The 8,256-nt window shown below is 72.0% G+C and carries 8 protein-coding genes; 5 read left to right on the forward strand and 3 right to left on the reverse strand.

Annotation, left to right across the window (positions count from 1 at the left end):
* Positions 1 to 121: 121 nt before the first annotated feature.
* The 4 genes from pdhA to ACTWJ9_RS32770 are packed head-to-tail and all read left to right on the forward strand — an operon-like array spanning position 122 to position 3,691.
* Positions 122 to 1,066, forward strand: coding sequence for a pyruvate dehydrogenase (acetyl-transferring) E1 component subunit alpha (gene pdhA, locus ACTWJ9_RS32755; RefSeq protein ID WP_443296140.1), 945 nt, complete (start codon positions 122 to 124; stop codon positions 1,064 to 1,066).
* A 44-nt stretch (positions 1,067 to 1,110) separates the two neighbouring features.
* Positions 1,111 to 2,058, forward strand: coding sequence for an alpha-ketoacid dehydrogenase subunit beta (locus ACTWJ9_RS32760; RefSeq protein WP_443296141.1), 948 nt, complete (start codon positions 1,111 to 1,113; stop codon positions 2,056 to 2,058).
* A gap of 2 nt (positions 2,059 to 2,060) precedes the next feature.
* Positions 2,061 to 3,449, forward strand: coding sequence for a 2-oxo acid dehydrogenase subunit E2 (locus ACTWJ9_RS32765; protein WP_388708983.1), 1,389 nt, complete (start codon positions 2,061 to 2,063; stop codon positions 3,447 to 3,449).
* Complete coding sequence (locus ACTWJ9_RS32770) at positions 3,446 to 3,691, forward strand: acyl carrier protein (RefSeq protein ID WP_279337519.1); 246 nt, start codon at positions 3,446 to 3,448, stop codon at positions 3,689 to 3,691. The genes ACTWJ9_RS32765 and ACTWJ9_RS32770 overlap by 4 nt, the downstream gene beginning before the upstream one ends.
* Before the next feature lie 39 nt (positions 3,692 to 3,730).
* Here ACTWJ9_RS32770 and ACTWJ9_RS32775 read toward each other — a convergent pair whose 3' ends face one another.
* From ACTWJ9_RS32775 to ACTWJ9_RS32785, 3 genes are all read right to left on the reverse strand, one after another.
* On the reverse strand, positions 3,731 to 4,777 hold the full coding sequence (locus ACTWJ9_RS32775; protein ID WP_443294996.1) for an alcohol dehydrogenase catalytic domain-containing protein: 1,047 nt from the start codon (positions 4,775 to 4,777) through the stop codon (positions 3,731 to 3,733).
* Between the two features lie 94 nt (positions 4,778 to 4,871).
* On the reverse strand, positions 4,872 to 6,353 hold the full coding sequence (locus ACTWJ9_RS32780; protein WP_388708894.1) for a bifunctional aminoglycoside phosphotransferase/ATP-binding protein: 1,482 nt from the start codon (positions 6,351 to 6,353) through the stop codon (positions 4,872 to 4,874).
* A 103-nt stretch (positions 6,354 to 6,456) separates the two neighbouring features.
* Complete coding sequence (locus tag ACTWJ9_RS32785; RefSeq protein WP_279337517.1) at positions 6,457 to 7,332, reverse strand: universal stress protein; 876 nt, start codon at positions 7,330 to 7,332, stop codon at positions 6,457 to 6,459.
* Positions 7,333 to 7,518: 186 nt separating this feature from the next.
* Here ACTWJ9_RS32785 and ACTWJ9_RS32790 point away from each other — a divergent pair.
* On the forward strand, positions 7,519 to 8,256 hold a 738-nt coding region (locus tag ACTWJ9_RS32790; protein WP_443296142.1), incomplete at its 3' end, for a universal stress protein.

Genomic DNA, 8,256 nt, shown 5'->3' on the forward strand with positions numbered 1-8,256 from the left:
CAAGGACTCGGCGCCCCCGAAGCCCGGCAGGAAGACCGCGACGGCCGAGCGGAAGGCGGACACCGGACCCCCACCGGTCGGCCGACCGGATGTCCGGCGCCGAACGGACCTGCTGACGGCCATGCTGCGCATCCGGCGCTTCGAGGAGCGATGCGTCGAGTTGTACAGCGCCGCGAAGATCCGCGGCTTCGTCCACCTCTACATCGGTGAGGAGGCCGTCGCCGTCGGCGTCAACGAGGCGCTGACCCCCGAGGACGCGGTCGTCTCCACCTACCGCGAACACGGCCACGCGCTGGCCCGTGGCCTCACGGCCGAGGCCGTCATGGCCGAGATGTACGGCAAGGCGACCGGCTGCAGCGGCGGCCGGGGCGGATCCATGCACCTGTTCGACGCGAGCCGCCGCTTCTACGGCGGCAGCGCGATCGTCGCCGGTGGTCTTCCCCTGGCCGCCGGTCTCGCCCTCGCCGACCGGATGCGCGGCATGCCCCGCGTCACCTGCTGTTTCTTCGGCGACGGCGCCTTCGCCGAGGGCGAGTTCCACGAGACGGCGAACCTCGCCGCCCTGTGGAACCTGCCCCTGCTACTGGTCTGCGAGAACAACCTGTACGCCATGGGAACGGCGCTCACGCGCGAACACGCCCAGACCGACCTGGCGATGCGCGCCGCCTCCTACGGCATGCCCGCCTGGGCCGTGGACGGCATGGACGTCGACGCCGTCGAACAGTCCGCCCGGCGGGCCGTCGAAGGCATCAGGGCAGGCACCGGACCACACTTCCTGGAGCTGCGCACCTACCGGTTCCGCGCCCATTCCATGTACGACCCGGACCGCTACCGCAAGAAGGCGGAGATCGAGGAGTGGAAGTCCCGGGACCCGATCGACCGGCTGACGCACCTCATGCGTGACAACGGCGAGCTCGACGACTCAGAACTCACCCGGATCGAGCAGCGGATCACCGACGAGATCGACCGCGCCGTGGATGCGGCCGAGCAAGCACCCGAGGAGCCGGTCGAGGACCTGCTCCGCCACGTCACCAGTACCTCGGCCGAGGAAGTGAGCCGACCGTGAACGCGGTCGCGACGGAGGGGACGAAGACGACGTACCGGGAGGCGATGCGCGAGGCCCTGCGGGAAGCCCTGCGCTCCGACGACCGGGTCTTCCTCATGGGCGAGGACGTCGGCAGGTACGGCGGCTGTTTCGGCGTCAGCCTCGGGCTGCTGGAGGAGTTCGGACCGGACCGCGTTCGCGACACCCCGCTCTCGGAGTCCGCGTTCGTGGGGGCCGGCATCGGCGCCGCTCTGGCCGGGATGCGGCCCGTCGTCGAGATCATGACCGTCAACTTCAGCCTGCTCGCCCTCGACCAGCTCCTCAACAACGCCGCCACCCTGCTGCACATGTCGGGTGGCCAGCTGCCCGTGCCGCTGGTCATCCGCATGACGACGGGCGCGGGGCGGCAGCTCGCGGCGCAGCACTCGCACAGCCTGGAAGGCTTCTACGCACACATTCCCGGCATCCGCGTGCTCGCCCCGGCCACGCTCGAGGACGCACGCCACATGCTCGCCCCCGCGCTCGCCGACCCCGACCCGGTGGTGGTCTTCGAGCACGGCAGCCTCTACAACGCCTCCGGCGAACTCCTCCCGCCGACGGCCCCCGTGGACCTGGACCATGCCGCGATCCGCAGACCCGGCACCGACATCTCCCTGATCACGTACGGCGGTTCGCTGCCCAAGGCACGCGCGGCGGCGGACGAGCTGGCCGCCGAGGGTATCGACGCCGAGGTGATCGACCTGCGCACGCTGCGGCCCCTCGACAGTGCGACCGTCACCGCGTCCGTGGCCCGTACCCACCGTGCGGTGATCGTCGACGAGGCATGGCGCACGGGGAGTCTCGCCGCCGAGGTGTCCGCCCGCATCGCCGAGGAGTCGTTCTACGACCTGGACGCCCCCGTCGAGCGGGTGTGCAGCGCCGAGGTGCCCATCCCGTACGCCCGGCAGTTGGAAGAGGCCGCCCTGCCACAGACCGCCGACATCGTCGCGGCCGCACACCGGGCGGTGGACTGATCATGGGCGAGTTCACCATGCCGTCACTCGGCGCCGACATGGACGAGGGCACGCTGGTGGAATGGCTGGTGGGACCCGGCGACCGCATCCGCAGAGGCGATCCGGTCGCGGTCATCGAAACCGCGAAGTCCACGATCGAGGTGGAGTGCTTCGAGAGCGGAGCGATGGGACGGCTGCTCGTCGAGCCGGGCACGACGGTACCGGTGGGCACGCCGCTCGCGCTGATCGAGTCGGCGGCAGAAGGGCGCGGGGAACCGGAGAGAGCCCGGAAGGCCCAGGGGAAACCACAGGCCCCGCCCGCCCCTGAGCACGCGAGGCCCGCCAGAACCTCCGAGCCCTCCCCTGCCCGCACGCCGGTGCCGTCCGGGGGCCGGGACCGCGGACACGTCGGGGCCGGCCCGTTGATCCGGCGCCTCGCGGAGCAGAGCGGCGTCGATCTCACGGCCCTCGACGGCTCCGGGCCGGCAGGGCGTGTCACCCGGGCCGACATCGAGCGGGCAGCGGCAGCCACGACCGCTGCCCGGCCCTCGCGCATACGGGCCACTCCCCTCGCCCGCCGACGCGCCGCCGAGCTGGGTGTCGACCTGTCCGCGGTGACCGGCACCGGCAAAGATTCCGCCATCCGCGCCGAAGACGTGAGCAAGGCGGCCTCCGGTCATGCTGCCGCGCCCCCACCGCCGCGCCGGACCACCGCTGCCGTGCGTGCTTCCCACCCTCCCGAGGACCAGGCGTCGGGCATGCGCCAGGTGATCGCACGCCTGATGACCCGCGCCAACCGGGACATCCCGCACTACTACCTGTCCACCACCGTCGACATGGCCACCGCGATGGACTGGCTGCACGACCACAACCGGCGCAGTCCGATGTCCGAACGACTGCTTCCGGCGGCCCTGTTGCTCAAGGCGGCCGCCCTCGCGGCACACGAGGTGCCCGAGCTCAACGGCTTCTGGACCGACGACCGCTTCGCCGCTGCTCAGGACATCCATCTCGGCGTGGCGGTGTCCCTTCGGGGCGGGGGACTCGTCGCACCCGCCCTGCACCGGGCAGACACCCTCGGACTGCCCGAGCTGATGACCGCCTTGAAAGACCTGGTGTCACGCGCCCGCACGGGCAGGCTGCGCGGTTCCGAAGTGTCCGACGCCACGATCACGGTCACCCACCTGGGCGACCAGGGCGTGGAAACCGTGTTCGGCGTGATTCATCCGCCGCAGGTGGCCCTGGTCGGCTTCGGGCGGGTGGTCGACCGGCCGTGCGCCGTCGACGGCCTGCTGGGCGTACGTCCCGTCGTCACGGCCACCCTCTCGGCGGACCACCGGGCGACGGACGGCGCCGTCGGGGCCCGCTATCTGACAACGCTCGACCGTCTCTTGCAGAATCCGGAGAAGCTGTGAACCGAACCGACGCGCTGAACGTGGTCAAGGAGTCGATCGCCCAGGTCATTCCTGACGCCGACCTGGCCACTCTGGGTCCCGACGAGGCGTTTCGGGACGCGCTCGAGATGGATTCGCTGGACTTCCTGACCTACATCGAGATCCTGGGCGAACGGACCGGCATGCGGATCGACGACGAGGACACACCGCAGCTCACCACGCTGTCCGGCAGCGCCGACTTCCTCGTCGCCCACGGGAGGTGAGAGCTGTCGTCGTCGGCCCAGTGCGGATCGGAGGACCGGTTACCGGGGTGGTTTTGGTGTCTCGCGGTGCAGCACGACCTTGAGGGCGCCGGTGTCCGGACCGTGCGCGAAGACCTCGTAGGCGTCCTCCATGCGCTCGAGGCGGAACCGGTGGGTGACCAGGGGGGCGGCCGCCAGCCGTTTGAAGAGCAGCAGGTCGCGCAGCCACGGGGTGGAGGAGGTGTCGACCTGGCCGGTGCTGATCGTCACGTTCTTGCGCCACAGGGCCTCCAGGTGCAGGGTGGCCGGCCTGCCGGGCATGCCGATGTTGGCGATGTGCCCTCCCGCGCGCACCACGCGGGTCGCCAGGACGAAGCCGTCCGGGGTGCCCGCGGCCTCGATGACCACGTCGGCGCCGGGCCCCTCGGACAGTTCGGCGACCATCCGGCCGGGCAGTTCGGCGGCGTCGGCCCCCAGCCGGGCGGCGGCCGCCAGCCGGGGGCGGGACAGGTCCACCGCGACGATCCGGCGCGGCGAGTAGAGCCGGGCGACCAGGACGGCGGCCAGCCCCACCGGTCCCGCGCCCACCACGACCACGGTGTCGCCCGGGCCCACGTGCCCGTTGCGCACCCCGACCTCGTAGGCGGTGGGCAGGAGCTCGGCGAGCAGGACCGCCTCGTCCAGGGGGAGGTCCAAGGGCCGCCGGTGTGTGGAGTGGTCGGCGAAGGGGACGCGGACGAACTCGGCCTGCGTGCCGTGGACGGTGTTGCCCAGGATCCACCCGCCGCCCCCGCGGCACTGCCCGTACAGGGTGTCGCGGCAGGACGGGCAGTGCCCGCAGGCCGAGACGGCCGACACGATCACCTGCTGTCCGGGGCGCCGGCTGTGCACCTTGCTGCCGGCCTCCACCACCTCGCCGACGGCCTCGTGGCCGAGGACCGTTCCCGGTTTCACCTCGGCGAGGTCGCCCTGCCGGATGTGCAGGTCGCTGCCGCAGACGGTGGTCGCGTCGACGCGCACGATCGCGTCGGTGTCGGCCTCGAGCACCGGGTCCGGCACCGTGTCCCAGGAGGTCCGGGCGGGACCGTGGTAGACGAGTCCTCGCATGCCCGCTGCCTCCCTCGTCCCCCTCGCCGGTTCCTCTCCACCGTCACCCCCCGAAGCCTCCCCGGCAACACGGGAACCACGTCGCCCATGTCCGTCAGTCCGGCCGCGGGTGGGGGCGGCGGAATACCGGGGCCTGGCCGGTGCCCCACGGGCGCAGGGCTGCCAGCGCCTGGACGACCGCCGCTTCCAGGGGGCCACGGGTGTCGACCGTGACGGCCTCGGGCCACGGTGGCTCCTTGTCGGCCATGGCGGTGGCCACGGCGATGCCCGCGTCGGATGCCGATGCTCCTGGGGCACGGGAGGTGAGGCGGGCCGCCGACACGTCGCCGGGGACCTGGCAGTGCAGGGCCACGAGGTCGGCGCCGGTGCGTTCGGCCGTGCGCAGGGCGGCTTCGCGTTGTCCCGCGTCGGACCATGTGGCGTCCAGGACGACGGATTCTCCCGAGGACAGCAGGGTGGAGGCACGGTCGAGCAGCGCGGCGTAGGTCCTGGCGGTCCACTCCGGTGTGTACAGGCCTTCGCCGTAGCCGGCCGCCGCGGGCTGCTCCGCGGGGAGGCCGGCCAGTTCCTTGCGGAGGCGGTCGCTGCTGAGCAGGCTCACCCCCAGGCGGTCGGCCAGTGCGCCGGCGAGCGTGGACTTCCCGCTGCCCGGAAGGCCGCCCACCAGCGTCAGACCGACGGCGGAGGTGCGCAGGTGGCGCAGCGTCGCCGTGACCAGTCGCCGGGACGCCGTCTCGGCACCGGGCGCGCCCTGGCCTGACTGGATCAGGGAGACCTTGGCGCGGACGAACGCGCGGTAGGCCACGTAGTGGTGCCACAGCGACGGGGGCGCGGGGTCTCCGGAGTACTCGCTGTACCGGGCGAGGAAGTGGGCCGCGGACTCCGGGGCGCCGAGCTGTTCCAGGTCCATGGCGAGGAAGGCGGCGTCGTCGAGGCCGTCGACGTGGCGAAGGCGGTCGTCGAACTCCAGGCAGTCCAGGATGCGGGGGCCGTCGTCGAGGCAGAAGACGTCCTCGGCCAGCAGGTCGCCGTGGCCGTCGACGATCCGTCCTTGCCGGATCCGCGTGTCGAACAGGTGCTCGCGGCCGGCCAGATAGCGGCGCGCCAGCCGCTCGACCTCGTCGATGCCGTCGGGCAAGGAGACGTCTTCGGCCAGGGCGTGGACCTGTGCGAAGCTCGCTTCCCACCTCGAGTACAGAGCGTCGCGGGTTCCCTGTACGTCCACTTCCGGGCTGCGGTGCGCGTCCGCGTGGCGTGCGGCGAGTTGCCGGGCCACGGCCCGCAGGACGTCGTCGACGGCGACTCCCTCTCGTACCAGCCGGGACAGTCGGCGGTCCGCCGGCATGCGGCGCATCACGACGAGCGGTTCGGCCACGTCCGTGTGCGGGGTGCGGATCTCGCCCAGGCCCAGGTAGACGTCCGCGGCGAAGCGGCGGTTGAGGGAGATCTCCTGTTCGCAGGCGGCCCGGCGGGCCGTCACCGTGGTGTAGTCCAGGAACTTCAGATCGACCGGTTTCTTGATCTTGTAGGCGTGATCGCCGAAGAGGAGCACGATCGCGGTGTGCGTCTCGTGCAGCTCCGCGCGCGGAAACGTCGCACCGTCGGGGCCGGAGCCCGACCGGAGTGCGGACGCGTCGATCCGGTGTGCGACCGGCCTCGCTCCCCTCGGGGCATCGGGCTCAGTCATGGGGGACGACGGCGACGGGGCAGCGTGCGTGATGGATGGCCGCCTGGGCGACGGGACCCAGGCGAGGTGCCAGAACGCGACGGTGCCGACGTCGGCCGACGACCAGCTGCCCGGCGCTCCCGGCGGACCGCAGGACCGCCCTGGCGGGGCTTTCCAGCCCGATGCTGTCGGCCACCTCCACCTGCGGGAACTTCTCACGCCAGGGGCGAAGGACCTGGTCCAGCTGCTTCCTCGCCTCCTGCGCGACGCCTTCGGCGACGTCGTGATCCACCCCCCAGGGAACATAGGCGTGCACGGGCAGGCTCCGGCCGTGCACGACCCGCAGCGGCACATTCCGCGCCGAGGCCGCGGCGAAGGCGAACCCGAGCAGGTCGTCGCAGGGGCCGTGCAGCTTCAACGCGACCACGACATCGCCTGTCCCGGCCGGTGCGGCCGGCGGGACTTCCGCGCGGGTTCCGGCACGGACCAGGACCACCGGCCGCTCGGCTTGTGCCGCGACGGACATGCCGGTGTCGCCGAGGAAGTAGCTCTCGACGAGTTCCAGCCCGCGCGAACCGAGCACGGTCATGGCGGACTCCGACGCCGCGTGCAACAGCGCGTCCTGGGCCTCGTCGGCAACCAGGTTGCCGACGATGGCGAGACCGGGATGGCGCCTTTGAAGTTCCGCCTGTGCGTTGTGCACCAGCCGCTTCGCCCAGTAGTTCTGGTCGATCTCGGAGGGCACCTTGGTGGGTTCCGGCGCGAGCATGGGCCACGCGTGCAACAGGCGCAGCGTCAGCTTGCGGTGCTCGGCCTCGTCCGCGGCCCAGCGGGCGGCGGAAAGACTCTCGGGTGAGCCGTCGAGACCAACGGTGATCACAGGCTCCATGGCGCCTGCCTCCGTCTCGTAGGAAGCTGGACATGACGATGACCGGGGTCGTCCTTCCGGGGCGTGGCGGGCCGCGCAGTGCCTGCCACTCATCCGAGAGTTACCGCAAACCCTTCTGCGGCGCACGCGGACCCGATGTGGGTCGGGGCTCGAAGGACGGAGTCCGGCGAGGGATGAGGTGTGGCTGTGGTGGTTCCCCTGGTGGTCGGGGTCGACGGGTCGGAGTCGAGCCTGGAGGCGGTGGACTGGGCGGTCGACGAGGCGGCCCGGCACGCGGTGCCGCTCCACCTGCTGCACGCGGCGGCGCCGGGCCAGGACTCGTCCGGTCTGATCACCGCCGCCTCAAAACGGGCCGGAGGGGGCGCCGCCGGCGTGCGGCTGTCGAGCGAGGTGCTGCGCGACGACGCGGCCTCCGCCCTGGTCGACGAGGGACACAAGGCCTTCGCGCTGGTGCTCGGGTCCAGAGGGCTCGGGGAACTCACCGGGCTGCTTTTGGGTTCGGTCAGCCTCGCCGTGGCGGCGCGGGCGGACTGCCCGGTCATCGTCGTGCGTGGCTCGCAGGAGCACCGGGCCGGCCGGTTCGGGAACGTCGTCGTGGGGGTCGAGGACGGTGAGGGAAGCGACACGGCCGTGGGGTTCGCCTTCCGCGAGGCTCATGTGCGGCGCTGCGAACTCGTAGCGGTCCACGCCTGGAGTGCGCCGCTTGGCGCACTCTCCGAACCTCTCCCCGGGCCGTGGTACGCCCTCGAGGCCCACCGTCGCCCACCGGCACAGGTGCTCGACGACGCTCTGCGCAACCCTGAGAAGCAGTACCCGGGGACCGACGTGACACGCCGGGTGGTCGAGGGATCAGCACGACAGGCGCTGTGGGAGGCCGCGACGGAAGCGGACCTGCTCGTTGTCGGTGCCGGTGAACGGCATGTC

The sequence above is a fragment of the Streptomyces sp. GDS52 genome, assembly GCF_052246875.1.
GTDB classification, from domain to species: domain Bacteria; phylum Actinomycetota; class Actinomycetes; order Streptomycetales; family Streptomycetaceae; genus Streptomyces; species Streptomyces cathayae.